This window comes from Streptomyces sp. NA02950 (assembly GCF_013364155.1).
Classification (GTDB): Bacteria; Actinomycetota; Actinomycetes; order Streptomycetales; family Streptomycetaceae; genus Streptomyces.
In genome coordinates this window covers 3,178,864-3,202,390 of the sequence record NZ_CP054916.1, presented here as the reverse complement: position 1 = coordinate 3,202,390, position 23,527 = coordinate 3,178,864, and the positions used below count along the sequence as shown (strand labels likewise).

At 71.8% G+C, this 23,527-nt stretch carries 25 protein-coding genes and 1 pseudogene; 12 read left to right on the top strand and 14 right to left on the bottom strand.

Annotated features, from left to right (window positions below):
• Nucleotides 1-3: 3 nt before the first annotated feature.
• The 3 genes from HUT19_RS13480 to HUT19_RS13470 all read left to right on the top strand — a co-directional run bounded on the left by HUT19_RS13480 (nt 4) and on the right by HUT19_RS13470 (nt 4,518).
• Nucleotides 4-1,551, top strand: a complete 1,548-nt coding sequence (locus tag HUT19_RS13480; protein WP_176180711.1) for a glycoside hydrolase family 3 protein — start codon at nt 4-6, stop codon at nt 1,549-1,551.
• Between the two features lie 43 nt (nt 1,552-1,594).
• Nucleotides 1,595-2,665 (top strand): SIS domain-containing protein, encoded by a 1,071-nt coding sequence (locus HUT19_RS13475; RefSeq protein ID WP_176180710.1) that lies wholly within the window; start codon nt 1,595-1,597, stop codon nt 2,663-2,665.
• 383 nt (nt 2,666-3,048) lie between these two features.
• Nucleotides 3,049-4,518 carry a sensor histidine kinase gene (locus tag HUT19_RS13470; RefSeq protein ID WP_176180709.1) on the top strand — a complete coding sequence of 490 codons (1,470 nt, stop codon included), beginning with the start codon at nt 3,049-3,051 and terminating at the stop codon, nt 4,516-4,518.
• Between the two features lie 133 nt (nt 4,519-4,651).
• Here HUT19_RS13470 and HUT19_RS13465 read toward each other — a convergent pair whose 3' ends face one another.
• Both HUT19_RS13465 and HUT19_RS13460 read right to left on the bottom strand, forming a co-directional pair.
• Nucleotides 4,652-4,909 (bottom strand): WhiB family transcriptional regulator, encoded by a 258-nt coding sequence (locus HUT19_RS13465; RefSeq protein ID WP_003953983.1) that lies wholly within the window; start codon nt 4,907-4,909, stop codon nt 4,652-4,654.
• A 318-nt stretch (nt 4,910-5,227) separates the two neighbouring features.
• Nucleotides 5,228-6,196 (bottom strand): diacylglycerol kinase family protein, encoded by a 969-nt coding sequence (locus HUT19_RS13460; RefSeq protein WP_176180708.1) that lies wholly within the window; start codon nt 6,194-6,196, stop codon nt 5,228-5,230.
• An 84-nt stretch (nt 6,197-6,280) separates the two neighbouring features.
• Between HUT19_RS13460 and HUT19_RS13455 the strand changes: the two genes are divergently transcribed.
• Nucleotides 6,281-6,790: a hypothetical protein gene (locus HUT19_RS13455; RefSeq protein WP_176180707.1), complete on the top strand. Its 510-nt coding sequence runs from the start codon at nt 6,281-6,283 to the stop codon at nt 6,788-6,790.
• A 53-nt stretch (nt 6,791-6,843) separates the two neighbouring features.
• On the opposite strand, the gene HUT19_RS13450 is transcribed toward HUT19_RS13455, so the two are convergent.
• The 4 genes from HUT19_RS13450 to HUT19_RS13435 all read right to left on the bottom strand — a co-directional run bounded on the left by HUT19_RS13450 (nt 6,844) and on the right by HUT19_RS13435 (nt 9,274).
• A complete protein-coding gene (locus tag HUT19_RS13450) occupies nt 6,844-7,713 on the bottom strand; it encodes an RNA polymerase sigma factor SigF (protein ID WP_254886160.1) in 870 nt (289 codons plus the stop codon).
• Nucleotides 7,714-7,769: 56 nt separating this feature from the next.
• Nucleotides 7,770-8,183, bottom strand: a complete 414-nt coding sequence (locus tag HUT19_RS13445; RefSeq protein WP_176180706.1) for an anti-sigma regulatory factor — start codon at nt 8,181-8,183, stop codon at nt 7,770-7,772.
• 244 nt (nt 8,184-8,427) lie between these two features.
• Nucleotides 8,428-8,967, bottom strand: a complete 540-nt coding sequence (locus HUT19_RS13440) for a GNAT family N-acetyltransferase (protein WP_176180705.1) — start codon at nt 8,965-8,967, stop codon at nt 8,428-8,430.
• A gap of 46 nt (nt 8,968-9,013) precedes the next feature.
• Nucleotides 9,014-9,274, bottom strand: coding sequence for a UBP-type zinc finger domain-containing protein (locus HUT19_RS13435; protein ID WP_176180704.1), 261 nt, complete (start codon nt 9,272-9,274; stop codon nt 9,014-9,016).
• A 44-nt stretch (nt 9,275-9,318) separates the two neighbouring features.
• Here HUT19_RS13435 and HUT19_RS13430 point away from each other — a divergent pair, with 44 nt between their 5' ends.
• Nucleotides 9,319-10,929, top strand: a complete 1,611-nt coding sequence (locus HUT19_RS13430; protein ID WP_176180703.1) for a Na+/H+ antiporter — start codon at nt 9,319-9,321, stop codon at nt 10,927-10,929.
• A 40-nt stretch (nt 10,930-10,969) separates the two neighbouring features.
• Here HUT19_RS13430 and HUT19_RS13425 read toward each other — a convergent pair whose 3' ends face one another.
• A complete protein-coding gene (locus HUT19_RS13425; RefSeq protein ID WP_176180702.1) occupies nt 10,970-11,560 on the bottom strand; it encodes an N-acetylmuramoyl-L-alanine amidase in 591 nt (196 codons plus the stop codon).
• A gap of 162 nt (nt 11,561-11,722) precedes the next feature.
• Between HUT19_RS13425 and HUT19_RS13420 the strand changes: the two genes are divergently transcribed.
• The 3 genes from HUT19_RS13420 (at nt 11,723) to HUT19_RS13410 (ending at nt 13,708) form a co-directional block, all read left to right on the top strand.
• Nucleotides 11,723-12,634 (top strand): glutaminase, encoded by a 912-nt coding sequence (locus HUT19_RS13420; protein WP_176186834.1) that lies wholly within the window; start codon nt 11,723-11,725, stop codon nt 12,632-12,634.
• Nucleotides 12,635-12,731: 97 nt separating this feature from the next.
• On the top strand, nt 12,732-12,956 hold the full coding sequence (locus HUT19_RS13415; protein WP_176186832.1) for a hypothetical protein: 225 nt from the start codon (nt 12,732-12,734) through the stop codon (nt 12,954-12,956).
• The gene (locus tag HUT19_RS13410) at nt 12,953-13,708 is read left to right on the top strand and encodes a helix-turn-helix transcriptional regulator (RefSeq protein ID WP_176180701.1); all 756 of its coding nucleotides are present in this window, start codon (nt 12,953-12,955) and stop codon (nt 13,706-13,708) included. The genes HUT19_RS13415 and HUT19_RS13410 overlap by 4 nt, the downstream gene beginning before the upstream one ends.
• Nucleotides 13,709-13,780: 72 nt before the next feature.
• Here HUT19_RS13410 and HUT19_RS13405 read toward each other — a convergent pair whose 3' ends face one another.
• The gene (locus HUT19_RS13405) at nt 13,781-14,176 is read right to left on the bottom strand and encodes a VOC family protein (RefSeq protein ID WP_176180700.1); all 396 of its coding nucleotides are present in this window, start codon (nt 14,174-14,176) and stop codon (nt 13,781-13,783) included.
• A gap of 74 nt (nt 14,177-14,250) precedes the next feature.
• Nucleotides 14,251-15,210: a beta-ketoacyl-ACP synthase III gene (locus tag HUT19_RS13400; protein ID WP_176180699.1), complete on the bottom strand. Its 960-nt coding sequence runs from the start codon at nt 15,208-15,210 to the stop codon at nt 14,251-14,253.
• A gap of 284 nt (nt 15,211-15,494) precedes the next feature.
• Here HUT19_RS13400 and HUT19_RS13395 point away from each other — a divergent pair, with 284 nt between their 5' ends.
• Nucleotides 15,495-16,724: a DUF2330 domain-containing protein gene (locus HUT19_RS13395; protein WP_254885558.1), complete on the top strand. Its 1,230-nt coding sequence runs from the start codon at nt 15,495-15,497 to the stop codon at nt 16,722-16,724.
• Here the strand turns inward: HUT19_RS13395 and HUT19_RS13390 are convergent.
• Together HUT19_RS13390 and HUT19_RS13385 are read right to left on the bottom strand one after the other, a co-directional pair.
• Entirely contained in the window at nt 16,703-17,353 is a 651-nt protein-coding gene (locus HUT19_RS13390; RefSeq protein WP_176180697.1) for an HAD family acid phosphatase, read from the bottom strand. The genes HUT19_RS13395 and HUT19_RS13390 overlap by 22 nt on opposite strands.
• Before the next feature lie 79 nt (nt 17,354-17,432).
• Nucleotides 17,433-18,426, bottom strand: a pseudogene (locus HUT19_RS13385) (helix-turn-helix transcriptional regulator).
• A 211-nt stretch (nt 18,427-18,637) separates the two neighbouring features.
• Here HUT19_RS13385 and HUT19_RS13380 point away from each other — a divergent pair.
• Both HUT19_RS13380 and HUT19_RS13375 read left to right on the top strand, forming a co-directional pair.
• On the top strand, nt 18,638-19,015 hold the full coding sequence (locus HUT19_RS13380) for an STAS domain-containing protein (RefSeq protein WP_176180696.1): 378 nt from the start codon (nt 18,638-18,640) through the stop codon (nt 19,013-19,015).
• 225 nt (nt 19,016-19,240) lie between these two features.
• The gene (locus HUT19_RS13375) at nt 19,241-19,792 is read left to right on the top strand and encodes an anti-sigma factor antagonist (RefSeq protein ID WP_176180695.1); all 552 of its coding nucleotides are present in this window, start codon (nt 19,241-19,243) and stop codon (nt 19,790-19,792) included.
• Here the strand turns inward: HUT19_RS13375 and HUT19_RS13370 are convergent.
• Both HUT19_RS13370 and snpA read right to left on the bottom strand, forming a co-directional pair.
• Nucleotides 19,764-19,988, bottom strand: coding sequence for a hypothetical protein (locus HUT19_RS13370; RefSeq protein ID WP_176180694.1), 225 nt, complete (start codon nt 19,986-19,988; stop codon nt 19,764-19,766). The genes HUT19_RS13375 and HUT19_RS13370 overlap by 29 nt on opposite strands.
• Before the next feature lie 262 nt (nt 19,989-20,250).
• Nucleotides 20,251-20,916, bottom strand: coding sequence for a snapalysin (gene snpA, locus HUT19_RS13365; RefSeq protein ID WP_176180693.1), 666 nt, complete (start codon nt 20,914-20,916; stop codon nt 20,251-20,253).
• 291 nt (nt 20,917-21,207) lie between these two features.
• Between snpA and HUT19_RS13360 the strand changes: the two genes are divergently transcribed.
• Nucleotides 21,208-22,263 carry a LysR family transcriptional regulator gene (locus HUT19_RS13360; RefSeq protein ID WP_176180692.1) on the top strand — a complete coding sequence of 352 codons (1,056 nt, stop codon included), beginning with the start codon at nt 21,208-21,210 and terminating at the stop codon, nt 22,261-22,263.
• Between the two features lie 20 nt (nt 22,264-22,283).
• Here HUT19_RS13360 and HUT19_RS13355 read toward each other — a convergent pair whose 3' ends face one another.
• A complete protein-coding gene (locus tag HUT19_RS13355; RefSeq protein WP_176180691.1) occupies nt 22,284-23,492 on the bottom strand; it encodes a serine hydrolase in 1,209 nt (402 codons plus the stop codon).
• Nucleotides 23,493-23,527: the final 35 nt, after the last annotated feature.

The following is a 23,527-nucleotide window of genomic DNA, read 5'->3' as shown; positions in this document are numbered from 1 at the left end:
GCCATGACGACCCTCGCGCACGACCCGGCCACCCTCACCCATGACGCCCTGACCGTCCTCCAGCCCGGCTTCACCGGCACCACCGCCCCCGACTGGCTGCTGCGCAGACTCGGCGAGGGGCTCGCCGCCGTCGGCCTGTTCGGCCGCAATGTCTCCTCGCCCGAACAGCTCGCCGCGCTCACCGCCCAGCTGCGCGCCGAACGGGACGATGTGCTGGTGGCGATCGACGAGGAGGGCGGCGATGTCACCCGGCTGGAGGTGCGCGGCGGCTCCTCCTTCCCCGGCAATCTGGCCCTCGGCGCCGTCGACGATCCCGACCTGACCCGCGCGGTGGCCCGGGAGCTGGGCCGCCGGCTCGCCGCCTGCGGGGTCACCCTCAACTGGGCGCCCGCCGCCGACGTCAACTCCAACCCGGACAACCCGGTCATCGGCGTCCGCTCCTTCGGCGCCGACCCCGGGCTCGTCGCCCGCCACACCACCGCCTGGGTCGAGGGGCTCCAGAGCACCGGGGTCGCGGCCTGCACCAAGCACTTCCCCGGCCACGGCGACACCGCCGTCGACTCCCACCACGCGCTGCCGCGGATCGACGCCGGACTCGACACCCTGGCCGCACGGGAACTGGTGCCCTTCCGCGCCGCCGTGGCCGCGGGGACGAAGGCCGTGATGAGCGCGCACATCCTGCTGCCCGCGCTGGACACGGAGCGGCCCGCGACCCTCAGCGCCGCCGCGCTCCACGGACTGCTGCGCGGTCCCGTCGCCGACGGCGGCCTCGGCTTCGATGGCCTGATCGTCACCGACGGTATGGAGATGCGGGCCATCTCGGCCGCCTACGGCATCGAGCGCGGCACCGTGCTGGCCATCGCCGCGGGCGCCGACGCCATCTGTGTGGGCGGCGGCCTCGCCGACGAGGACACCGTGCTCCGGCTGCGCGACGCGCTGGTGGCGGCCGTATGCGAGGGACGGCTGGCCGAAGCGCGGCTGGCCGAGGCGGCCGCGCGGGTACGGGCGCTGGGGGAGTGGACCCGGCAGCACGGAGGGCCGGGCGCGGCGGAGGGGATCACGCCCGCCCCCGAGGTCGGGCTCTCCGCGGCCCGACGGGCGCTGCGGGTCACCCACGGCGGTGTGGGGTACGAACCGCTGACCCGCCCCGCCCACGTCGCCGCCCTCACCCCGGTCGCCAACATCGCGGTCGGTGACGAGACCCCCTGGGGCGTGGCCGCCGAACTCACCCGGCTGCTGCCCGGCACCACGACCGCCACCTACGGACGCCAGGACGCCGAGACCGACGGCACCCCCGCCCTGATCGAAAATATGCTCGGCCAGGCGGCCGACCGTAGGATCGTCGCAGTGGTCCGCGATGTCCACCGTCACCCCTGGATGGCCGATGCCCTGGACGCCCTGCTCGCCGCCCGGCCCGACACGGTCGTCGTCGAAATGGGAGTGCCCCAGGCGCCGCCCGCCGGGGCACTGCACATCGCGACCCACGGCGCCGCCCGGGTCTGCGGACGGGCGGCCGCGGAAGTCATCACCGGCGGCGCGGCCGGGGTATGACACCACCGAGCACCGCCGGCCCAGCCACCTGGAGGCACCCAGCATGTCCGCCACGACAACGGCCCAGCACAGCGACCAGCCGGGCCGGATCATGTCCGGCGAGATGGCCGAACAGCCGTCCGTACTGCGCCGGATCCTCGACGAGGGCGCGCCGCGGATCCGCGAGACCGCCGAGCGGATCGCCGCCCGCCAGCCGCGCTTTGTGCTGCTGACCGCCCGGGGCACCTCGGACAACGCCGCGCTGTACGCCAAGTACCTGCTGGAAGTGCTGCTGGGCAAGCCCTGCGGTCTCACCTCGATGTCCACCACCACCGCGTACGGCGCCCGGCAGGACCTCACCGACGTTCTGGTGATCACGGTCAGCCAGTCCGGCGGCTCCCCGGACCTGGTCGCCTCCACCGAGGCCGCCCGCGCGGCCGGTGCGATCACCCTGGCGGTGACCAACAACGCCGACTCGGCCCTGGCCGCCGTCTCCGAGTTCCACATCGATGTGCTGGCCGGGCCGGAGAAGGCGCTGCCCGCCACCAAGACCTACACCGCCGAACTGCTCGCGCTGTACCTGTTCGTCGAGGGGCTGCGCGGCGGCGACGGCTCGGCCGCCAAGGTGCTGCCCGACCTCGCCCAGCAGATCCTCGACCGGCAGGCCGAGATCAAGCAGTTGGCCGCCCGTTACCGCTTCGCCGAGCGGATGGTTCTCACCTCACGCGGCTACGGCTACCCCACCGCCAAGGAAGCCGCGCTGAAGCTGATGGAGACCAGCTACATCCCGGCGCTCTCCTACTCCGGCGCCGATCTGCTGCACGGCCCGCTGGCCATGGTCGACAACATCTCCCCGGTGATCGCGATCGTCACCGAGGGGAAGGGCGGGGAGGCGCTCCAGCCGGTGCTGGAGCGGCTCCGCGGCCGGGGCGCCGATCTGGTGGTCATCGGCGCGCAGGCCGAGGTGGACCGTGCCTCCGCCGGATTCTCCCTGCCCACCGGCGGGGTGGCCGAGGAGGTCCAGCCGATCCTGGAGATCCTGCCGCTCCAGATGCTGGCGTACGAGGTCACCATCGCGCGGGGCCAGGACCCGGACGCCCCCCGGGCGCTGGCAAAGGTGACCGAGACCCGCTGAGCGGGCGGGTACGCACCGCACGCCGTACATGCGGTGCGTACCGTGCGTGCGGTGCGTACCGTGCGTGCTGGGCGTGCGCGAAGGCTCCCGTCGCCTCCGGTGAGGCGCGGGAGCCGTGGTGTGTCACCCGCGGGCCGCGGCGCCAGAGCGGGACCCTCAACCCGCCCGGCACCGCAGCCCGGGTTGCGCCGGCCGAGCGGCCGGCCACGAGGCGCCCGGTGCGGTCAGGGCAGAGCGCGCCGGGTACCCGATCCGCCCTCCTGTGCGGGGAGAGCGGAAGATCGTTGTGCTCGATCATTCTGGACTAGACCACTTGGGTCTGTCCATGCTTGTGCGCGGATAGGCTAATCCACCCGGACGGGTAGGCTCACACCGTGCCCTCCATGAACGACCTCGTCCACCAGCACACCGCCCTCGGCGATGCCGATCTCGAATGGCTTCACCTGCTGGTATCGGAGTGGCAGCTGCTCTCCGACCTCTCCTTCGCCGATCTTGTGCTCTGGGTTCCGACCAGCGACGGCACCCGGTACGTCTCCGTGGCGCAGATGCGGCCCAACACCGGCCCCACCTCCTATCAGGACGACATGGTCGGCCATCTCGTTCCCCGCGGCCGCCGTCCCATGCTGGACGCCGCCCTCGACGAGGGCCGGATCGTCCGCGAGGGCGACCCGGAGTGGCGCGAGGAGGTGCCGGTCCGGGTGGAGTCCATCCCGGTCTGCCGGGAGGGCCGGGTGCTCGGCGTCATCGCCCGCAACACCAATCTGCTGACCGTACGGACCCCCAGCCGGCTGGAGCTCACCTACCTCCAGAGCGCCTCCGACCTGGCCCAGATGATCGCCGTCGGCGCGTTCCCCTTCCCCGGCCAGCAGGTCGACATGGACGCCTCGCCGCGTGCGGGCGACGGGCTGATCCGGATGGACGCGGACGGGGTGGTGCAGTACGCCAGCCCCAACGCGCTCTCCGCCTACCACCGGCTCGGCCTGGCCGCCGATCTGGTCGGCCACCACCTGGGCCGGACCACCGCCGACCTCGCCCCGGTGCGCGGGCCGGTGGACGAGGCGCTGGTCAAGCTGGCCAGCGGCTGGGCGCCCCGGGAGTTCGAAGTCGAGGGCGGGGACGGGGTCATTCAGCTCCGGGCCATCCCGCTCAAGCCCAAGGGCGCGCACATCGGCTCGCTGGTGCTGCTGCGGGACGTCACCGAACTGCGTCGGCGCGAGCGCGAGTTGATCACCAAGGACGCCACCATCCGCGAGATCCACCACCGGGTGAAGAACAACCTCCAGACGGTGGCCGCGCTGCTGCGGCTCCAGGCCCGCCGGATGGACTCCGCACAGGGCCGGGAGGCGCTGAACGAAGCGGTGCGCAGGGTCGGTTCGATCGCGATCGTCCATGAGACGCTGTCCCAGAACTTGGACGAGCAGGTCGAGTTCGACGACATAGCCGACCGGGTGCTGGCCATGGTGGCCGAGATATCCCCGGGCAAGGTCACCGGGCGGCGCACCGGGCGCTTCGGCATCCTGGACGCCGAGGTCGCCACCCCGCTGTCCATGGTCCTCACCGAGGTGTTGCAGAACGCACTGGAGCACGGCTTCGGACCGGGGGAGCAGGGCACGGTCGAGGTCGGCGCGGTGCGCAGCGGCAGCGGTGAGGACAGCAGGCTGCGGGTCACCGTGCAGGACGACGGCCGCGGGCTGCCGGAGGGCTTCGATCCGCAGCGCGCCGGGAACCTCGGGCTCCAGATCGTCCGCACCCTGGTGGAGGGGGAACTCGGCGGCAGCTTCGACATGCTGCCCGCCCCGGAGCGCGGTACCCGGGTGGTCCTGGACTTCCCGGTGCGCGCCGAGAAGTGCTGACCCCGGATCCGGTGGCGTCCCCCGGACAGCACTGAGCCCCCGGACCGGCTGGTCCGAGGGCTCAAAGCTCACGTTGCTGTGCGCATCGGGGTTACTGCGCGCTGCGGCTCGGGGGCCACGGGGCGTTTCAGGGTCAGGCGCTGGCGTTGCGCGCCCGGTTACGAGCGGCACGGCGCTTCATTGCGCGGCGCTCGTCCTCGCTGAGTCCACCCCAGACGCCGGAGTCCTGGCCGGACTCAAGCGCCCACTGCAAGCACTGCTCCATGACGGGGCAGCGGCGGCAGACGGCCTTGGCTTCCTCGATCTGCAGCAGCGCAGGACCAGTGTTGCCGATGGGGAAGAACAACTCGGGGTCTTCCTCGCGACAAACGGCGTTGTGACGCCAGTCCATGGCTGCTCCATCTCCTCGCGATTGCGGGTTCGTTGCTTGTGAATGTGAACGCTTTCACGAATCCCCCCGCAAGGGTAGGGACGTCAACCAGTTGGGGCTGGTGCGGTCCCGTGGAATGAGGAGGGGGTTCGGGCTCTCAAGGGGGCCTTTCACCGGCCGTCCCGATCGCCAAGAAGAGACTCGCAAACCTCGGCGGCGGATACAACCCCTTCCGGAAAGTTTTTTTTGATTCCTTGGTGTCGACTAGGTCACAGCCGTACTTCTGTTGGGTGGAAGCCAGGCTAAACGTTCGACTGGAAGGACTTTCTGCGGTCTCACTCACACAATCACACGCAGTGCACGGCGTACGCCTGTGAACGTTACGCTCGTGCGCAGTCCCAGATGGTCACCGTCCATCTGGAGCGGCAGTGGCGCCTGGGAATGCAAGGTGAAGTCCGTCTCGTCGTGGAGCGAGACCGCGTGCTTGCCGCGAGGCCCCCGCTCGGGGGTCGACATCAGCAGCTGGGTGGCGTAGCGGGTCATCGTCGGCGCCGACAGCTTGGTGAGTCCCAGCACGTCAAGGGCGGTGTCGAAGGACGCCTGGGGGGCCGCGTAGACCGGGCGGTTGCCCAGATAGGTCCACGGGGAGGTGTTGCAGACTATCGCCAGGGCCAGATCCTCGATCGTGTCCTGCTCGGGTCGCCCCAGGGCGATGGTGCCGTGGTGCCGGTGCGTCTCCCCGAGGAACTGCCGGAGCATCTGCCGTATGTACAGGGCGTGGGTCGAACGCTTGCCGCGTTCGCGCTGCTGTTCGACCCGGCCGATCACACTCGCGTCGAAGCCGAAGCCCGCGCAGAAGGTGAACCACCGGGCGGGCACCGCTTCGTCCGGGGTGCCCGGGGTGCCGCCCGCGAGCCCGAGGCCCACGGTGCGCTCGGTGCCGTCCCGCAGCGCGTCCAGCAGGGCGCCGGTGGCCTCCACGGCGTCATTGGGCAGCCCCAGGGCGCGGGCGAAGACATTGGTGGAGCCGCCGGGGACCACGGCGAGCCGGGGCAGCTCCGCCGGGGCGGGGCCATTGTGCAGCAGTCCGTTGACCACCTCGTTGACCGTGCCGTCCCCGCCCAGCGCGACCACCAGTTCATGGGTGCCGCCGTCGACCGCGCGGCGGGCCAGATCGCGTGCGTGCCCCCGGTACTCGGTGGTCGCCACGTCCAGCTTCAGATCGCTGGCGAGCGCATGGATGAGTACGTCCCGGGTGCGGGCACTGGTGGTGGTTGCTGCCGGATTGACCACGAGGAGTGCGCGCATGCGCGCCAGCCTACCCATCCGCGGTGAACCCCCGTACCCCCCGGGGTGCGCCCCACGGGCCGGTGCGACGGCTAGGCTGCTGGGGTGAGCAGTAAGAAGTCCGCCCCCGCGCAGAAGTCCCGGACCGCCGGGAAGGCGTCGCAGGGGAAGAAGGCACAGCGGGCCGCCCCGGAGGTCGCCCCGGCCGACACCGCCCCCCACGGGCCGCGTCCGGCGCGGATCACCGCCGCCGCGGTGCTGGCCGCCGTCGAGGGCGTGGTGCTCGTGGGCTTCGGTGTCTACGTGCTGATCATGGGGCTGACCGGAGACCCGGACAGCCCGCAGCAGGCGGAGATGCTCGGCGTCACCGTGCTGGCGCTGGCCGCGCTGCCGCTGGTGGCCGCCCGCGGGCTGTTGCTGCGCCGCCGCTGGAGCCGCGGCCCCGCGATGATCACCCAGCTGATGGCGCTGCCGGTGGCCTGGACCCTGGTGCAGAACGGCGGCGGGCTGATCGCCGCCGGAGCGGCGACCGGGATCGCGGCCCTCGCCGTGCTCGCGCTGCTGATCAACCCCACCGCGACCGAGGCACTGGGGATCGGGCCGCGCGACGCCTGACCGGTGCCCGGCCCGCCCCTGCCGTACCGCTCCTCGCTCCTCGCTCTTCCTTGCTATTCCTCCACCAGCAGCCGGTCCCGCAGCTGGGCGAGGGTTCGCGCCAGCAGCCGTGAGACATGCATCTGCGAGATGCCGACCTCCTGCGCGATCTGCGACTGGGTCATATTGCCGAAGAAGCGCAGCAGCAGGATCTTCTTCTCCCGCGGCGGCAGATCCTCCAGGAGCGGTTTGAGCGACTCGCGGTACTCCACGCCCTCCAGTGCCTCGTCCTCGGCGCCGAGGGTGTCGGCGACCGCCGGGGACTCGTCGTCGGTGTCCGGTACGTCCAGGGAGAGGGTGCTGTAGGCATTGGCCGACTCCAGCCCCTCCAGCACCTCTTCCTCGGAAATGGACAGATGCTGGGCCAGCTCGTGCACGGTCGGGGCGCGGCCGTGCCGCTGGGAGAGCTCCGCGGTGGCCGTGGTCAGCGACAGCCGCAGCTCCTGGAGACGGCGCGGCACCCGCACCGCCCAGCCCTTGTCCCGGAAGTGGCGCTTGATCTCGCCGACGACCGTGGGGGTCGCATAGGTCGAGAACTCCACCCCGCGGTCCGGGTCGAACCGGTCCACGGATTTGATCAGCCCGATGGTGGCGACCTGGGTGAGGTCGTCCAGCGGCTCTCCCCGGTTGCGGAAACGCCGGGCCAGGTGCTCCACCAGCGGGAGATGCATACGCACGAGGTGGTTGCGCAGTTCCGCCCGCTCGGAGGAGCCCTCCGGGAGCCGGCGCAGCTCGATGAACATCGCCCGCGCGCCGCTCCGGTCATGCGGATCGTGGTGATGCGCCTGCTCGTGGTCGTGCTGATCCATGTGGTCCGCCCGCTCTGGTCGGTCTCCTGCCGCCTCCGAGTCCGCGGGATGCGGCCGGGCCGGCGGGTGCGGGATGGCCGGGGTACCCACTCCCCGCGATGATGCAGTGCTCACGGAGCCCCCTCGTTCCTTCACGGCTGTCCGGGGCCGGCGCCGCGCTCCTTGTACAGGCTGATGCTGACCGTACGGTCCTCGGCCACGGTCGAGTCCACCTTGCCCGCCAGTGCGGAGAGCACCGTCCAGGCGAAGGTGTCGCGCTCGGGCGCGCGGCCATCGGTGGTGGGAGCCGAGACAGTCACCTGGAGTGCGTCGTCGATCAAGCGGAAGACGCAGCTCAGCACACTGCCGGGGACGGCTTGCTGAAGCAGGATCGCGCATGCCTCGTCAACGGCGATCCGCAGATCCTCGATCTCGTCAAGGGTGAAGTCCAACCGGGCTGCGAGGCCGGCCGTGGCCGTACGCAGCACCGACAGATACGCCCCCGCAGCGGGCAGCCGGACTTCGACGAAGTCCTGGGTCCCGGGCTCGCCTGCGATCTGGGACACCCTCACCTCCAAGGTGACACAAGCTGGTTGAGCTGAGCTGATTGGAGCGCCGCCCGTATGCCCTTATGGTGGAGGGAGGACAGTCGGCGCGATATGTGGTTCGGCTGCGACGCTATCGCGATCTGCGGTTCGGTGTCGCCCGGACGAAGCACGGCCCCCGTCATGGGTGAACGCCGACCCGAAGGTGCGCGATATCACTCATAGTAAGCACATGAGTACGCAGCGTGGCTAGGGGTCTGCGGTCTCAATTCGAAAGAGATGTCGCCCCACCCAACGAATCGCTGGTCGAAGAGGTGCCCGGGGCCTCCGCGGCCAATGCGCGCAGCGGCTCTCCGGTCAGCCGGCGGACCGTCCACTCGTCCATCGGCTCGGCGCCCAGTGAGGCGTAGAAGCCGATCGCCGGAGCGTTCCAGTCGAGCACCGACCACTCGAAGCGGGTGTAGCCCCGCTCCACGCAGATCCGTGCCAGCTCGGCGAGCAGCGCCTTGCCGTGGCCGCCGCCGCGCGCCCGCGGAGTGACGTACAGATCCTCCAGGTACACCCCGTGGGTGCCGGTCCAGGTGGAGAAGTTGCGGAACCACAGGGCGAACCCCACCGTCTCCGCGCCCTCTCCGGTGACCTCCTCGGCGATCAGTGCGAAGACCGCCGGGTCCGCCCCGAAGAGCGCCGCGCTCAACTGCTCCTCAGTGGCCTTCGCCTCCTGCGGCGCCTTCTCGTACTCCGCCAGCTCCCGGATCATCGCGAGGATGGCCGGGACGTCGGACGGCTTCGCTGGTCTGATCATGTGATGAAGGCTAACCGGAGGCACCGGTCCCGCGGCAGCCGTCGCACTAGACGATGAGCAGATCCACATAGCACCAGCGCCACTCCTCACCCGGTTCGAAGCTGCGCATCACCGGATGACCGGTCTCCTCGAAGTGCCGGGTGGCATGGCGGTAGGGGGAGGAGTCGCAGCAGCCCACATGGCCGCACTCCAGGCACATCCGCAGCTGCACCGGATGGCTTCCGACGGCCAGGCACTCCGGGCAGGTCGCGGCCAGCGGCCGGGGACCGGGGTGCGGCAGGCCGGGAACATGTGGGCACTCACTCATGATTGCCAGGTTAGACGCCAACCGATGGGGACGGGCCGGGGCCGATGGACGTATTGCCGTTGTTGATGCTGGTCGCGGGCAGCGCGGCGGTCGCGGGGGCGGCCCGGCGCACCCCCGTGCCCGCGCCGCTGCTGCTGGTCGCGGTCGGGCTGGTGCTCTCCTTCGTACCGGGGGTGCCGGACTACACCCTGGACCCGGACGTCGTGCTGCCCCTGGTGCTGCCGCCACTGCTGCACACCGCCGCGCTGGACAGCTCCTATCTGGATCTGCGGGCCAATCTGCGCCCGATCGCGCTGCTGTCGGTCGGCTATGTGCTGTTCGCGACCGTCTCGGTCGGCTGGATCGCCCATCTGCTGGTGCCCGATCTGTCGCTGGCCGCCGCCCTCGTGCTGGGCGCGGTGATCGCGCCGCCGGACGCGGTGGCGGCCACCGCCATCGCCCGGCGGCTCGGACTGCCCTCGCGGCTGACCACGATCCTCCAGGGCGAGTCCCTGGTGAACGACGCCACGGCGATCACCGCCTACCGGGTGGCGCTCGCCGCCGTGGTGGGGGAGGGGGTCACCTTCCTGCACGGCGCGGGGGAGTTCCTGCTCGCGGCCGTCGGCGGGGTCGGCGTCGGTCTGGTGCTGATGGTGCCGCTGCACTGGCTGCGCCGACGACTGCGCGATCCGCTGCTCCAGAACACCCTCTCGCTGCTGATCCCGTTCGTCGCGTACGCCGCCGCCGAGCAGTTCGAGGCGTCCGGGGTGCTGGCCGTGGTGGTGGTCGGCCTCTACCTCGGACACCATGCCTGGCAGGTCGACTTCGCCACCCGGCTCCAGGAGGCGGCGGTGTGGCGGATGATCGCCTTCATCCTGGAGTCGGCGGTGTTCGCGCTGATCGGGCTGCAACTGCGGGTGGTGCTCCAGGGTCTGGGGCCGTACGGCTCGGGCGAGGCCGCCTGGTACGCGGTCATCGTCTTCCTCGCCGTGGTCCTCATGCGCTTCGTCTGGGTCTTCCCGGCGACCTTCCTCCCCCGGGCGCTCTTCCCCCGGATCCGCGAACGCGAACCGGGTGTCACCTGGACCACTCCGGTCGTCGTCGGCTGGGCCGGGATGCGCGGAGTGGTCTCGCTGGCCATCGCCGCCTCGATCCCGCGGACCATGCCCGGCGGAGAGGCGTTCCCGGCCCGCAATCTGATCCTCTTCCTGACCTTCACCACCGTGATCGGCACCCTGGTCGCGCAGGGGCTCACCCTGCCCGCGCTGATCCGGCGGCTGGGGGTGCCCGGCCGTGACCCACAGGCCGAGACGCTGATGGAGGCACAGGCGCAGGCCGAGGCGTCCCAGGCCGCCGAGGCCCGGCTGGAGGAACTCCTCGCCGATGAGCGCAACGCCCTGCCACCGCCCCTGGTCGACCGGCTGCGCCATGTGCTGGAACGGCGGCGCAACGCGGTGTGGGAGCGGCTCGGCGCGGTCAACGAGGTGACCGGGGAGTCGGTGGACGACACCTACCGCAGACTCACCCGCGAGATCATCGAGGCCGAGCGGAAGGTCTTCGTCGAACTGCGCAACCAGCGGCGGATCGACGACGAGATGCTGCGCCGACTGCTGCGCCGGCTGGATCTGGAGGAGGCGGCCGCCTTCCGCGAGGAGGCCGCGGAGGGCGGACTGTGAGCCGCCCGTCCGCGGACTCCTCCCCGGACGAGGGGTGTGCTCAGGCCAGCCGCTCGCGGATGCGCGCCCGCATCGCGTCCATGGTGAAGCCGCGCGGATCCACCTTGCCCGGCTGCCATTCCAGGTGGCCTATCACCGAGCGCTGATTCCAGCCGTGATGGCGGCAGATCGCGGCCGAGGCCCGCTCGATCGCCTCCAACTGGGCCTCGGGCCAGGGATCCCGGCCGTCCCCGAGGTTCTCGCACTCGAAGCCGTAGAAATGGCGATTGCCGTCCGTGTTCGCCTCGTTGTCCGGGGGCAGCACCCGCTCGGCGATCACGGCCCGCAGCACGTCGTCGTCGCCGAGACCGGCGTGGTTGGCCCGGCCGTAGCCGACCAGGTGCACGGTGCCGTCCTTGGCGATCACGCCGTGGCACAGCGGACCGGGCAAGGACTCGAAGCCGTCCCGGCAAATCTCCACGGTCAGATCGGTGCCGGAGGTGACGGTGTGGTGGATCATCACTCCATGCACGGGCCCCCAGGGGCCCTTGTGGTTTCGGTTGTGATTGCGCCAGTCCCCGACCTGCACCACCCGCAGGCCCTCGCGTTTCAGTGCCGACAGGAAGTCCCCCGCGGACATGGGTGAGGCCATGGCCGCCTCCGTTCGCTCATGCGGCGGGCGCACCGACCGCGTCCCGCTCGTTCACTGGTTGCTTACCCACTGCGTTCTCATAAACACATGGGGTGATCGATGTGCATGATGGCTATCGTGCGGTCTGATCCGCTCGACGACGCGCAGGAGAACCACGGCACCATGGACTACCAGGCAGTACTCGACGAGGTCGCGGCCCATGTGGAGCCACAGATCGGCCGGGGGCAGGTGGCCCAGTACATCCCGGCGCTCGCCGAAGTGGACGCCCACCGCTTCGGGATGGCCGTCGCCGACGTCGACGGCGGGATCACCGGAGTCGGCGACTGGGAGGTGCCGTTCTCCGTCCAGAGCATCTCCAAGGCGTTCGGACTCGCGCTCGTGCTCGCCCAGGACGGCGAGAAGATCTGGCGGCGGGTCGGCCGGGAGCCGTCGGGCAACCCGTTCAACTCCCTGGTGCAGCTGGAGTACGAGAACGGCATTCCGCGCAATCCTTTCATCAACGCCGGTGCCCTCGTCGTCACCGACCGGCTGCACAGCCTGACCGGCGACGCCAGCACCACCATGCTGGACTTCCTGCGCACCGAGAGCGGGAACGCCGAGCTGGCCTTCGACCCGGCCGTGGCCGCCTCCGAGTCCGGCCACGGGGACCGCAACGCCGCCCTCGCGCACTTCATGGCGAGCTACGGCAATCTCGACAACCCCGTCCCGACCGTCCTGGAGCACTACTTCTGGCAGTGCTCGATCGAGATGAGCTGCCGCGACCTGGCGCTCGCGGGCACCTTCCTGGCCCGCCACGGACTGCGCGCGGACGGCTCCCGGCTGCTGTCGCGGCGGGAGGCGAAGCGGGTCAACGCGGTCATGCTCACCTGCGGTACGTACGACGCGGCGGGCGACTTCGCCTACCGGGTCGGGCTGCCCGGCAAGAGCGGTGTCGGCGGCGGCATCGTCGCGGTGATCCCGGGCCGCTGCACCCTGTGCGTATGGAGTCCGGGCCTGGACGCGCGCGGCAATTCGGTGGCCGGGGTGGCCGCGCTGGACCACTTCACGACGCTGACCGGCTGGTCGGTGTTCTAGGGCCCGCGTTTTCCGGGTCCGGTATCGCTCAGGGTGGCGTCCGGCCGGGCCGGGCGGGAGCATGGAAGGAGTGGTGGTGAGCAGGAGGTGTACCGCCATGCAGCACGAGATGCGCGCCGAGTACGAGGAGGGCAGCTCCGGACGGGTGGCCGGTGCGCCGGTCAAGATCTGGCACATGGTCCGGGGCGCCGGGACCACCGCCATGTGCGGCCGGGAGCTGGCCGCCGACGCGGAGACCCAGGCAGCCGATCTGTGGGCCACGAACGACGGCGGCCCGTTCTGCCACTCCTGCGGTGCGATGTATCTGCGCGAGGTGCCGTGAGCGGATACCGCGAGCGGGGGTCGCGGCTCGGCGGCGGTGCGGTGGTGTGGACCCGTGACGCCGGTCACGGGCCGCAGCGGGTGCTGCCCGACGGCTGCATCGATCTGATCTGGACCGACGCGGGCGACGCAGCCCCGGACGGGGAACTCTTCGTGGCCGGGCCGGACACCCGGGCCCAGCTGGCCGCGGCCCCGCCGGGCACCCGCTATGTCGGTCTGCGGTTCGCGCCCGGCACCGGCCCGGCCGTGCTCGGCGTGCCCGCGCACGAACTGCGGAACCTGCGGGTGCCGTTGGCCGCGCTGTGGCCCGCCGCGCAGGTGCGGCGGCTGACCGCGTCGCTGGCCGGGCGGGCGGCGGCCGACGACACCGGGGCCGGGAGCGCGGCGCCCGCGGTGGGCCGGGCGCTGGAGGAGACCGCCCTCGGGCGGCTGCGCGAGGCACCGCCGCCCGATCCGGCCATGGCGGCCGTGGTCGCCGGGCTCGCGCGCGGGCGCGGCGTCGCCGAAGTGGCCCGGGCGGCCGGGCTGGGGGAGCGGCTGCTGCACCGGCGCTCCCTGGCGGCTTTCGGCTACGGCCCCAAGACCCTGGGGCGGGTGCTGCGGCTGAACCGGGCGCTCGACCTGGCGCGCGGCGGTGTGCCGTTCGCGGAGGTCGCGGTGGCGGCCGGGTACGCCGACCAGGCCCATCTGGCCCGGGAGGTACGGGCGATGGCGGGCGTACCGCTGGGGCGGCTGCTGACGGAGTCGGGCTGAGCCGCTGTCCAGCGGGCGAGGGGCGGCGGCCGGTCGGCCGGGGCGGCGGCTCGTCGGCCGGGCGGTGGTGCGTCAGCCGGGCAGCGGTGCGAACAGGTCCACGCCGTTGCCGTCCGGGTCCAGCACCACGGCGTAGCGCTGTCCCCAGAAGGCGTCCCAGGGTTCCTTGTGCCCCTGTGCGCCTGCCCGCACCAGCTCCGCGTAGACCGTGTCCACCTCGGCCGGGCTGTCGCAGAGGAAGGCCGGCGAGATGCGGCCGGAACCGCTCGGCGGGGTCCAGTCCGGGTCGAAGGAGCGGACCGTCTCGACGGTGTCCCAGAGCAGCCGCGTCCCCCCGGGCAGGGTCGCCTCGGCGTGCGGCTGGGTGTCGGCCTCGGCGGGGATGTCCAGGCCGAGCCGGCGGTAGAAGGCGAGGGCCGCGGCCATGTCCGCGACGACCATGCTGATCGCGTCGAATCGTGGTGTCATGCCGGCAGCGTAGGCAGCGCGCGGACGGCCGGTCTTGAACGAATCGGACGTGTTCCGCGCGCTGGCGCCCCGGGTCAGGGGCAGCGGATGACCTGGCCCGCGTAGGAGAGGTTGCCGCCGAAGCCGAAGAGCAGCACCGGATCGCCGGAGCCGACCTCGCCGCGTTCGACCAGTTTGGACAGGGCGAGCGGAATGCTGGCCGCCGAGGTGTTGCCGGACTCCACGACATCGCGGGCGATCACCGCGTTGACCGCGCCCAGCTTCCGGGCCACCGGCTCGACGATCCGCAGATTGGCCTGGTGCAGCACCACTCCGGCCAGGTCCTCGGGGCGGATCCCGGCCCGTTCGCACACCTCCCGGGCGATGGGCGGCAGCTGGGTGGTGGCCCAGCGGTAGACGGACTGGCCCTCCTGGCTGAACCGGATCGGGGTGCCCTCGATCCGGACCGCGTTGCTCATCGTGGGCACCGAGCCCCACACCACCGGGCCGATCCCCGGGACCGTTCCCGCCCCGGCCGGCGCGTCGTCGGCCACCACCACGGCCGCCCCCGCGCCGTCCCCGAGCAGCACACAGGTGGAGCGGTCGGTCCAGTCGGCGGCCTCGGTGAACTTGTCCGCGCCGATGACCAGCGCGGCGGTGGCCGCCCCGGCGCGCAGGGTGTGGTCGGCGGTGGCCAGGGTGTGGGTGAACCCGGCGCACACCACGTTCATGTCCATGACGGCCGGACGGTCGAGACCGAGCCGCTCGGCGACCCGGGCCGCCATGTTGGGGCTGCGGTCGATGGCGGTGGAGGTGGCCACCAGGACCAGATCGATGTCGGAGGGCGAAAGACCGCTGTGCGCCAGGGCCTTGGCGGCCGCCGCCGCGGCCATCTCGTCCACCGTCTCGTCGGGACGCGCGATACGCCGGGTGCGGATGCCCACCCGGCTGCGGATCCACTCGTCGCTGGTGTCGACCATGCCCGCGAGGTCGTCGTTGGTGAGGACCTTCGCCGGCTGGTAGTGGCCGAGCGCCAGTATGCGTGATCCGGTCATCGGACATCCCTTCGCGCGGGTGACGGCGGTGACGTATGCGCGTCCTTCGCGGGGGTGCCGACGCACAGTCTGCGGTATGTCCAGTCTTGGTGCGCACCGGGCGCGTGGGCGCGGGGGTACCCACCAATCTTGAGCCCCGAGATCTGGAGCTTCCGGCCTTTCCAGAGGTGGAACCGGAACTCCCGCCCGGTCCGTCTGAGGCCGTGTCCGCCACGAAAGCGGGCGCGGAACACACAGAACAGCGGGAAAGCGTGCACAACGGGGACATCGGGGGAGCGGAAGCGGTGGAGATCGGGGGAGTCGGCGGACGGCTGTCGCCGGGACGGCGACGGGCGCTGGTCGTGGTGCTGGCCCTGGTGCTGGTCCAGCTCGGATCACTGGTGCGGCCCGCCTGGGCGTGCGGCTGCGGCGGCATGGTGCCGGGGCGGAACAGCACCATCGCGGTGCAGCGCGAGACATCGGTGGTGCGCTGGGACGGCACCTCCGAGGAGATCGTCATGAGCCTCACGGTGGGCGGCGACGCGCCGGAGGCCGCGTGGATCATGCCGGTGCCGCACCGGGCCACCGTCACACTGGGCGACCAGGATCTCTTCGACGAGGTCAGCGAGGTCACCGCGCCGGTGGACAAGGAGCGCCACTACTTCTGGCCGCGTGACGGCGACTGGCCCTTCGACGGCGGTGACGGGGACGGCGCCGTGGGGGCCGCGCCCCAGGACGGTGCCAAGGCGGGCGCCCCGCCGGTGGGCGTCGTCGGCCGTGAGCGGCTGGGCCCGTTCGACGTCGCGCGGCTGACCGCGACCGACCCGGACGCGTTGCGCGACTGGCTGGAGCGGAACGCCTTCGACCTGCCCGATCGGCTGGCGGACGGGCTGAAGCCGTATGTGCGGGCGAAGTGGGAGTACGTGGCCGTCCGTCTCGCGCCCGCCGAGGACGCCTCGAAGGACACCAGCGGCACGGGTGGGACGGGCGGTACCGGCGGCACGGGCGGCCGGGCCGTACTGGGCGGCACCCTGGAACCGCTGCGGCTGCGCTTCGCCTCCGAGCGCCTGGTCTATCCGATGCGGCTGTCCCGGCTGGCCAGGACACCGCAGGGGCTGGATCTCTACGTGCTGGCCCCGCACCGGATGGAGCCGCGCGGCGACATCGGCGGCCGGAAGCCCGAGGTGACGTACGCGGGGCGGGTCGATCCCGGGGGTGCGCCGCGGGGCGAGCTGGAGAAGCTGGCGGGGCGGCGGATGTTCCTGACCGCGTTCCGGCAGGAGTTCCCTTGGCCGGAGCGGATCTCGGGCGACCACGAACTGCGGCGCGCCGCCCGCGACAGCACGTACCAGCGGGTCGTTTACCACGACAGCCTGCTGACCGCGGGCGGCGTTCCGGTGTGGCTGCTCACCGTGGGCGGCGGCCTCCTCGTCACGGCCGGTGTGACGGTGGCCGTGATCCGGAGGCGGCGCCGCCCGGTGGTGCGCTGGGGGCCGGGCCACCCGGCCCCGGCTCAGGACAACTGGCCGTCGTAGTCGGGGAGCTTGAAGTGCCGCTCGGCGTGGCCGCCGACCAGGTCGGTCGGGGTGTTGCCGATGTTCGCGATGATCGTGTAGCCCTTCTTCTCGATCTCCGCGCGCTTGGCGGCCTTGTACGCGCCCACGTTCGTGAAGAGGTCCGGCAGGAAGCGTACGTACAGGCCCTCGACCGAGTAGCCGACCTTCTCCAGGTTGTACTCGGTGACGGGGTAGATGATGCCGGGCCGGGCGGTGACGAAGAAGATGTCCACGCCGCGCTGGTGGGCGTACTGGGTGAGCTTCAGCACCGGGTCGACGGCGTGCTGCGGGAAGGTGAGGCCGAGGTCCGTCTCCAGCGAGGTGTTGTCGATGTCGAGGACGATGGCCTGCTTCTGGCCGCCGGGGTCCGCGGTGCGCTGCTCGACGTAGGGGCGGGCCTGGTTGTCGATGATGTCCCGCACGTCCTGCTGCCAGGTCTCGTAGTCGACCTTGTCCGCGCTCGCGGCGGTTGTGGCACTGGCGGCAGCCGGTGCGGCGGCCGGAGCCGCCGCGTTCGCCGTCGTGGCGGTTCCGCCGAGGCCGATGGCGATGGCCACCGCCGTCGCCGTCCCGCCGAACCGTCGCGAACGCGTACGTGCTGCTGTCATCGGTCACATCCCTCAGTCGTTGGGTCTGCCCCCGGGTGGCATGTTCACGGCTTGCGGCGGATGGAGGAAGACATGGGGATTACCGTTCAGTAACAGTTGGCTGTCCGTGGCCGGTTGGGGGATCTGCGGCCCGGAGCACCCGGGCGCCCAGGGTGCGCAGGTACGCGATCAGCTCGGGCGGCTCGTGGACCTCGAAGTCGGCGTCGAGCGGCACCAGCCGGAAGGCCAGCCACTCCAGGGCCTCGGTGCCGGTGCGCAGGCGGCAGGAGTGCTCGTCGAGGGGCTCCAGTTCGGCCCCCGGCATCGGTCCGGCCACGGTCTCGTGGGGCAGGTGCACGGTGGCCACCGCCTGGAAGCCGGGCGCGAGGTTCTGGAGGGAGCGGGTGACGACGGTGGTCACGTCGTCGGTGGGCAGGGCGCGCGGTGCGGTCCGTACGCCGGTGGGCCGGGGGTCGTGGACGCGGTCCGCCCGGGAGGTGCGCCAGTCCTCGCGGTCGTTGTCGTACGCCATCAGGTACCAGTGGCGGTTCGCGGCCACCAGGTGGTGCGGTTCCACCAGCCGCCGGGTCTCGGTGCCGTCGCCCGCGCGGTAGGCGAAGCGCAGCCGCTCGTGCGCGGTCACCGCGGCGGCCAGCGCGGTCAGCAGCCCGGGGTCCACGGTCGGCCGGCCAGGGCGGGCGGCAGTGCGACGGTGGCGGAGCCGAGGGCGCCGACCCGGTGGCGCAGCCGGGACGGCGGCACCTGTTCCAGTTTGGCCAGCGCGCGCACCGACGCCTCCTCGATGCCCTCGACGGTGTGCCCGCCGCCGTGCGCAGCCCCACCGCGATGGCCACCGCCTCCTGGTCGTCCAGCGGCAGCGGGGGCATGGCGGTACCCGCCACCAGCCGGTAGCCACCGGTGGTGCCCCGGCTGGCGTCCACCGGGTAGCCCAGGTCACGCAGCCACTCGATATCGCGGCGGATGGTGCGGTGGCTGACGCCGAGTCCCTCGGCCAGTTCGCTGCCCGGCCACTCGCGGGGGGTCTGGAGAAGTGACAGCAGGGTCGGCGGCAGCCGGGCGGGGGTGTCGGTCATGGCCTCAGCCTCAATAGGTCAACGTCACATGCCGTGCCGTGCGTTGACTGGTCAGCCGGTAGATGGGTATGTCATGTACTGAAGGGCCGGCCTGGGCCCCGGTGGTGACCGGCGCGGCGGCGTGTGGTGTCCGCGCACCCTCGGATCGGACGGTGTGTCATCCCCGGGCGCTCCGGTGTCGCGCGCCTCCCACCATGCCGAGGAGGCTTGCATGTTCGATGATCGGCCCGCCTTCGGAGTCCGTGTACGTGTGCTCGGTGGCGTCACGGTGGCCGAAGTGGCGGGAGAGCTGGACATCTTCGCCGCGGGGCGGATCGCGGCACGGCTGGAGTCCCTCGCCCAGGTCAGGTGCCCGGATCTGGTGCTGGACCTCCGGCCGGTCACCTTCCTGGACTGCGCGGGGCTGTCCCTGATGTGCCGGTTGCGCAATCGTGTGCTGGAGCGTGAGGGGCGGCTGCGGCTGGTCATCGACGATCCGCGGTTTCTGCGGCTGCTGCGCATGGTCCGGCTCGACGACGCCTTCGAGGTGCTGGAGGATCTGACTCCGGCGGTCGCGGGGGCGGCGGCTCCGGCTTCTGAGCGCACCTGAGTCCGATCTGACCAAGCGTCAATAGTAAGAGCGGAAATTCACTCGGAAGAACGCTTTTCCATCCCGGAATGTCGTACCCCGCCCCCTGTAACCGGCGGTCACCCCTTTACGCTCGCCCCACGCCACCCAGGGCCGGGGGATCTGCGCCAGATGCCCGAGGTGCCCGCTCGCGGGGCCCTGGCGGGGGTGAGAGGGGGCAGTATGCCGTTCCGAGGGGATATCGCGATGACACAGCCAGGCGCTCCTCGTCGTGCGCCGGTGTCGTCGGACGCCGCCGTGGGTCCCGATCCCTTCTCCGATACCGCCGCCGACGGCTTATGCCCCCTGCCGGAGTGCCGCCCGGCCCCGGATCCCGAGCCGCGCGCCGTGACGTACCGGGTCGGCCGGTGCACCGTGGTCGAGCTCCACGGTGAGATCGACATCGCCGGTCTCGCGAGTGTGGGTCCCCAGCTGGACGCCGCCACGACCACACCCGCGGTGGTGATCGATCTGACGCCCACCGCCTTCTTCGACTGCTCCGGGCTGGGGCTGCTGTGCCGGGCCCGGCGCCGGGTGATCGAGCGCGGGGGCCGGATGCGGCTGGTCTGTGCCCATCCGCTGATCCTCCGCACCCTGCGGGCGGGCGGTCTGGCCGAGGTGTTCCACCCGGTGCCCACGCTGGAGGAAGCCCTCCGGGCGGAGGAGATCGCCTCCGGCGCCGCGCACACCGCGTCCGGCGGCGCGGGGCCCGCGGTCCGCGGTGCGGGGTCTACGCCCGGCGGTCCCGGGGAGGGGTGACCCGGCGCTCCGGGTGCGGCCGTCCCCGCCCCGGACCGTGGCGGCGGTGGTGGTGGTGAGGGCGGCGGCCGCCGCGCACGTCGTCGTGACGCTCGGCGGAGATGTGGTAACCCTGCTGGACATTGAGCCGGTGGATCAGCAGAACGCCGAGGGCGATCAGCCCGAGGATCACGACCACGGTGACGACGGTCTGCATGGTGCTCACTCCCTGGGGCCGGGCCCCAGCCTGGAGGGAATCCGGCCGGTTTGTGCGACATGCTCGGTGTTCTCCACGGTACCTCCCGCCGGGGGCGGCGTCTCCCGCCAACCGCCCGCACCCGGCATCGGGTGACCGGGTGCGGGCGGCGGGGCCCTGATCCATGGGCCCTGAGCCATGGAGTGAGGGGGTCAGTGGGACCGGGTGGGCGGACCGGCACCGGCGGGGGCGGTGGCCGGGCCGGTCAGCCCCCGGTACCGGATCAGCGGGTGCCGGCGAGCTTCTTGTCGAGGGCGGCCAGGCCGTTCGCCCACAGCTCGTTGACCTTGGCGATCTCGTTCTGATCGGGCTGCGAGTTGGTGCAGGACGGGCCGGGGCCGCCACCGGACATCAGCTCGCTGCACGGACCCTCGTAGTGGTCCGGCAGGCCGAGCACATGGCCGGTCTCGTGGGCGGTGACGCGGGTGGAGTCGTACTCCTGGTTCTGTGCGTAGTCCAGGAAGATGTAGCCCTTGCCGTGCCCGTCGGTGTCCGCGTACGAACCCTGGGGGTCATTGCCCTCGCGGTAGGTGAAGTCGGCGTTGCCGCCCTCCTGGAGGGTCACGTTGCTCACCGAGGAGTTCCAGATCTCGGCGCTGCGGGATATCTGGGCCTTGAAGGTCGGGGCCGCGCTGGCGTCGTAGGTCACGGTGACGGCCGCCGACTTGTCGTGCGCCTTCGCCTTCTTGGCCAGCGCCGACTTCATGACGGCCTTGATGAAGGCGGTGGTGTCCGCCCGCTCCTCACCGCTCGCGGTGTACGCGGCGGCCGCGGTGCCGCGCTGGGCCGGGCTGTGGTCGGTGGTGGCCGCGGACGCGGGCAGGGCGGTCAGGGTCGCCGCCAGGCCGATACCGAGCGTTGCGGTCAGCGCCAACTTGGGCAGTGTCATGTGGGGGGCTCCTCATCGTCCTCGGGCCGACGGCCGCCGAATGTGGGGTGGCGGCCGGGGCCGTGGGATGAACTCTTGGTGCCGGAGAGTCTTGAGGAGAATTGGCCTGTCGTAGAGATATCAAAGGGTGATAGCACCACCGCATCGCTTTCACCCCCGACCGGCGGGGCATCCAGAGCCGGTTGACCCCTGATGGAGCGGCGTTTGACCACCAATTGGTCAAACATGCGGCAATTTTGGTGGGGAATCAGAGTCTGGTGAGACGCCCGTGATCGCCGTTATGCTCCCGTTATGGAGCTCGAGGTGAGGCATCTTCGTGCACTATGCGCCATCGCCGACACCGGCAGCCTACGGAAGGCGGCGCGTCAACTCGGCATGACCCAGCCTTCGTTGACGACCCAGCTCCGGCGGATCGAGAAGACCATCGGGGGCCGGCTGTTCTCGCGGGAGGTCACCGGCAGTCGGCCGACCCCGCTGGGGCGGTCCGTGCTGTGCCGCGCCCGCCCGATCGTGGCCGAGATGAGTGCCCTGCTCACCGATGTCCGGCTGGAGGCCGGGCAGGCCGCGGAAGCCCGGCTGCGCATCGGCAGCACCGGGAGCCGGGCCGTGGTCGGCTGGCTGCGCAGACTCCGCGCCCGCTACCCCGACACGGACACCACGATCCACATCGATGTGTCCGCGAACGCCCTCTTGCAGATGGTCGCGGCCAACCAACTGGACGTCGCCTTCGTCCACGAGGTCGAGGGCGCCCCGCTGCGGGTCCCCGACAACGTCCGGCGCCGCGTCCTGGTGGCGCGGGAACCGCAGTTCGTCGCCCTGTCCGACGCCCATCCGGCGGCCGCCCGGCAGTCGGTGCACCTGGCCGACCTCGCCACCGACCAGTGGATGGTCGACCCCAGCGTGGACGGCGAGGGCCCCGGGCTGCGGCGGGTGCTGGCCGCGGCCGGGGTGAGACCCCGGGTGGTCTACGGCGACTACCTCACCGCCGCCGACCTGGTGGCCTCCGGTGAAGTGGTCACCCCCTGCCAGCCCACCGCCCGCTCCCGCCAGGGCGTGGCCGTACGCCCCCTGTGCGGGGACCCCTTGACCGTCCGGCTGTTCCTGGCCTCGCGGGCGATGACGGCGGCCCGCGCCGGACACTCCGGGGGCGGTCCGGCCGATGGCCTCATCGACGTCGACGCCCTCTTCGGTGACCTCGAGGAGGCCTACTTCGAGATCGCGTGGGCCAGCGACGCGTACCGCCAGTGGCTGGTGCGCAACGAGAGCCCCTTATTGCGCTTCCACGACGCCCGGCTGCCCGATCCGCTGCTCGGTGTCGGGCTCGCGGGCCCGGACGACGGCTCGTAGCCCGTCGCCGCGGCGCCGGCTCAGTCGTCGATCGCCTGGTAGACCAGCGTCCAGAAGTCCAGGTGGACGGGCGAGAACCGGGGGAACTGCGCCCGCTGCGTCATCAGCACGGCGACCAGGCCCTCTGCCGGATCCGAGGCCCATGACGTCCCGAGCCCGCCGTCCCAGCCGAACCGGCCGGGCACCGCGGCGATCCCGTCCCGCCCGGTCACCACCTGGACGCCGAAGCCCCAGCCGCGGTGGTCCCAGGACCCGGGCGCCGCTCCGGAGGCGGCCTTCTGGGCGGGGGTGAGCTGATCGGTCGTCATCACCTCGACCGCCGGACGGGACAGCAGCCGCTCACCGTCCCCGTACCGCCCCTTGGCGAGCAGCATCCGGCCGAAGGCGAGATAGTCGTCGGCCGTCGAGACCAGGCCCGCGCCGCCGTCCGGGAACACCGGCGGGCGGCTCCACCGGCCGTCCTCGGCCGGGTCGTACAGCTCCGGCCTCCCGGTGGTGAGATCCGCCAGATAGGACGCGGCGAAGCGGTCCCGTTTGCCGGGCGGTACATGGAAGCCGGTGTCCTCCATACCCAGCGGTTCGAAGATCCGCGTCCGCAGGAAGTCCTCCAGCGGACACCCCGCGGCACGGGCGATCAGCACCCCCAGCACCTGGGACCCGGTGTGGTACAGCCATGTCTCGCCCGGCTGGCGCATCAGCGGCAGCGTCCCGAACCGGCGCAGCCACTCGTCGGGGCCGTGCGGGGTGGCGGGTTTCGGCGGCCCCATGGCCAGCCCCAGTTCCTCCGCGGCGGCCAGCGCCGGATGGCCGCCGGGCAGGCCCGGCACCAGACCGAACCCCATCCGGAAGGTCAGCAGATCGCGCACGGTGATGGGGCGTTCGGCCGGAACGGTCTCCTCCAGTGGTCCGTCCGCACGCATGAGGACCCTGCGGTCGGCCAGGTCGGGCAGCAGCCCGTCCACCGGCTCGTCCAGCCGCAGGACGCACTCCTCCACCAGGATCATGGTGGCCGCCGCGATCACCGGCTTGGTCATCGAGGAGATCCGGAAGATGGTGTCCCGGCGCATCGGCACACCACCGAACGCCTGCGCCCCGATCACTTCGGCACGGGTCTCGCCGCGCCTGCTGACCAGCGCCACCAGGCCCGGCGCCGCGCCCTCTTCGACATGGCGGGCCAGGACATCACGCATCCGGTCCAGCCGAGCGGTGGACCATCCTCCGGCACCCATCGCGTGTCCCTTTCGTCCGGTCCGCGGTGTTCATA

Excerpts from the sequence above, each read along its gene's own strand:
- snpA (WP_176180693.1), bottom strand. The coding sequence starts at position 20,916 with ATGACACTGCCCAAGTTGGCGCTGACCGCAACGCTCGGTATCGGCCTG.
- HUT19_RS13460 (WP_176180708.1), bottom strand. The coding sequence starts at position 6,196 with ATGCGCGCACTCCTCGTGGTCAATCCGGCAGCAACCACCACCAGTGCC.
- HUT19_RS13405 (WP_176180700.1), bottom strand. The coding sequence starts at position 14,176 with ATGACACCACGATTCGACGCGATCAGCATGGTCGTCGCGGACATGGCC.
- HUT19_RS13355 (WP_176180691.1), bottom strand. The coding sequence starts at position 23,492 with ATGGGTGCCGGAGGATGGTCCACCGCTCGGCTGGACCGGATGCGTGAT.
- HUT19_RS13470 (WP_176180709.1), top strand. The coding sequence starts at position 3,049 with ATGAACGACCTCGTCCACCAGCACACCGCCCTCGGCGATGCCGATCTC.
- HUT19_RS13370 (WP_176180694.1), bottom strand. The coding sequence starts at position 19,988 with ATGCAGACCGTCGTCACCGTGGTCGTGATCCTCGGGCTGATCGCCCTC.
- HUT19_RS13480 (WP_176180711.1), top strand. The coding sequence starts at position 4 with ATGACGACCCTCGCGCACGACCCGGCCACCCTCACCCATGACGCCCTG.
- HUT19_RS13360 (WP_176180692.1), top strand. The coding sequence starts at position 21,208 with ATGGAGCTCGAGGTGAGGCATCTTCGTGCACTATGCGCCATCGCCGAC.
- HUT19_RS13440 (WP_176180705.1), bottom strand. The coding sequence starts at position 8,967 with ATGATCAGACCAGCGAAGCCGTCCGACGTCCCGGCCATCCTCGCGATG.
- HUT19_RS13425 (WP_176180702.1), bottom strand. The coding sequence starts at position 11,560 with ATGGCCTCACCCATGTCCGCGGGGGACTTCCTGTCGGCACTGAAACGC.
- HUT19_RS13375 (WP_176180695.1), top strand. The coding sequence starts at position 19,241 with ATGACACAGCCAGGCGCTCCTCGTCGTGCGCCGGTGTCGTCGGACGCC.
- HUT19_RS13420 (WP_176186834.1), top strand. The coding sequence starts at position 11,723 with ATGGACTACCAGGCAGTACTCGACGAGGTCGCGGCCCATGTGGAGCCA.
- HUT19_RS13475 (WP_176180710.1), top strand. The coding sequence starts at position 1,595 with ATGTCCGCCACGACAACGGCCCAGCACAGCGACCAGCCGGGCCGGATC.
- HUT19_RS13430 (WP_176180703.1), top strand. The coding sequence starts at position 9,319 with ATGGACGTATTGCCGTTGTTGATGCTGGTCGCGGGCAGCGCGGCGGTC.
- HUT19_RS13400 (WP_176180699.1), bottom strand. The coding sequence starts at position 15,210 with ATGACCGGATCACGCATACTGGCGCTCGGCCACTACCAGCCGGCGAAG.
- HUT19_RS13415 (WP_176186832.1), top strand. The coding sequence starts at position 12,732 with ATGCAGCACGAGATGCGCGCCGAGTACGAGGAGGGCAGCTCCGGACGG.
- HUT19_RS13390 (WP_176180697.1), bottom strand. The coding sequence starts at position 17,353 with ATGACAGCAGCACGTACGCGTTCGCGACGGTTCGGCGGGACGGCGACG.
- HUT19_RS13380 (WP_176180696.1), top strand. The coding sequence starts at position 18,638 with ATGTTCGATGATCGGCCCGCCTTCGGAGTCCGTGTACGTGTGCTCGGT.
- HUT19_RS13435 (WP_176180704.1), bottom strand. The coding sequence starts at position 9,274 with ATGAGTGAGTGCCCACATGTTCCCGGCCTGCCGCACCCCGGTCCCCGG.
- HUT19_RS13465 (WP_003953983.1), bottom strand. The coding sequence starts at position 4,909 with ATGGACTGGCGTCACAACGCCGTTTGTCGCGAGGAAGACCCCGAGTTG.